The 1623-nt window shown below is 40.0% G+C and carries 1 protein-coding gene; it reads left to right on the top strand.

Annotated features, from left to right (window positions below; all coding sequences use genetic code 11):
- On the top strand, positions 1–199 hold a 199-nt coding region (locus GUI70_RS26135; protein ID WP_237725124.1), incomplete at its 5' end, for a hypothetical protein.
- Positions 200–1623 lie beyond the last annotated feature (1424 nt).

Genomic DNA, 1623 nt, shown 5'->3' with positions numbered 1-1623 from the left:
TCTTCCGATCTTTACTGCTGGGATGCACACCACGGACACACAAAGGACAGGGTGTTCAGAAACAGCTGCTGGAATGCTCGAAGGTCGTCTGCTGAGCTTTCTACTACTAGCTCAATTCTGGCTTCACACTTACAACACATACACAACATTGTGTGACGTTGTGGTTCGGCTCGTCGGGCTGGTAAATGTTGATGATTAACTCCATCTATTTCATCGTTTTCTTCCTCTGAGTCGCTTAATTGCTCGTGACATAGAAGGTCAACCGGAATTTCATTTTGGGGCTCTAAATGCAATACAATGTCTTGCAATGTTGCCTTAGGTCCATGCATACTTAATATTATACTTGTGTTTCTCTGCGTCGTTGGAGTCGTTCCTGTCGTGCTCGGTTGCAGCACGAATGGCACTGGCCTCTATAGTGCCCAGCTATGTTGTGAAATCGTCGTTTTTCATTAAGGTGTCTAAGTTTTTCTGCTGGATTCAACGGTTTCTGGCACCGCAGGCACCTTATTAATAAATTGTATAACCCAGTGTTAGTTAGTTTTTCCAATGTGTCTCCATACACAGAGTCTGAATAATGTCTTAATTCTCTAATTCTAGAATAAAAATCTATACATTTATGGCATGCAGCATGCGGTATACTGTCTCTATACACCACAAATAAATCTTTAAATGCAAATTCAAATACCTCTGTAAGTTCCAATACTGTCTTGCAATATACACAGGTTATTTCTATGTCTTGCAGTGAAGTGTTCAGTTCCGTGCACAGATCAGGTAGCTTGTAGGGTCGCCGTGTTGGATCCTCAAAGCGCGCCATAGTATTGTGGTGTGTTTCTCACATCTTTTATATACACCGTTTTCGGTCCCGACCGTTTTCGGTTACTCCCTTTTTTATATACTACAATTGTTAAAAGTATTAATGAAAAGTATAGTATGTGCTGCCCAACCTATTTCGGTTGCATAAACTATGTATGCACAGCTTAGTCATATTATAGTTCATGTTAAGGGTAGACAGAATGTTGGACATGAAAGTAGTTGTACAAGCCAAGTATGCAATTAGCTTAAGTAAAAACAAACTAAAATATGTGCCTAAAAGCAGTTTTATTACTTAGGGAGTGGATATAGTTATGCAAGCAATTGTTGTAGCGCACCTGGACAGGAAAATGACTAATACCAGGTGCGCCTTATATGCGCCAAAGAGGCGCGCCAATTGTTCAAAATATGTAGGAGCAGTGCCCAAAAGATTAAAGTTTGCAATAGTGCCAGCGTACTGTATTGTGCAGAAAACCACAGACATAAGCCAAAGGCAACCGAAATCGGTTGCACAGCAAAATGGAGGATTGTAGGATAAAATGGATGCTGTAAGGTGTGCAGTTTTATAACTTGAAATACAGGACAATATATAGCCCAACAAGCAACACCCATACCACAAACACAAATACAGTTGTTACTCACTAGGGCGCAACCACATAACACACAGAACCACAAAACATATTTTATTTAATGCCACATACCAACAAATATAGTAACATACAACATACAACAACAACCATACATACCATACAATGCAATCATACAACAAACACAAACACAGGACATACAAACACAACAAGATCGGAAGAGCAC

The organism is Deinococcus alpinitundrae, from assembly GCF_009982895.1.
Lineage (GTDB): Bacteria > Deinococcota > Deinococci > Deinococcales > Deinococcaceae > Deinococcus > Deinococcus alpinitundrae.
The sequence above is the reverse complement of the archived record's forward strand: the minus strand, read 5'-3'. Positions and strand labels throughout refer to the sequence as shown.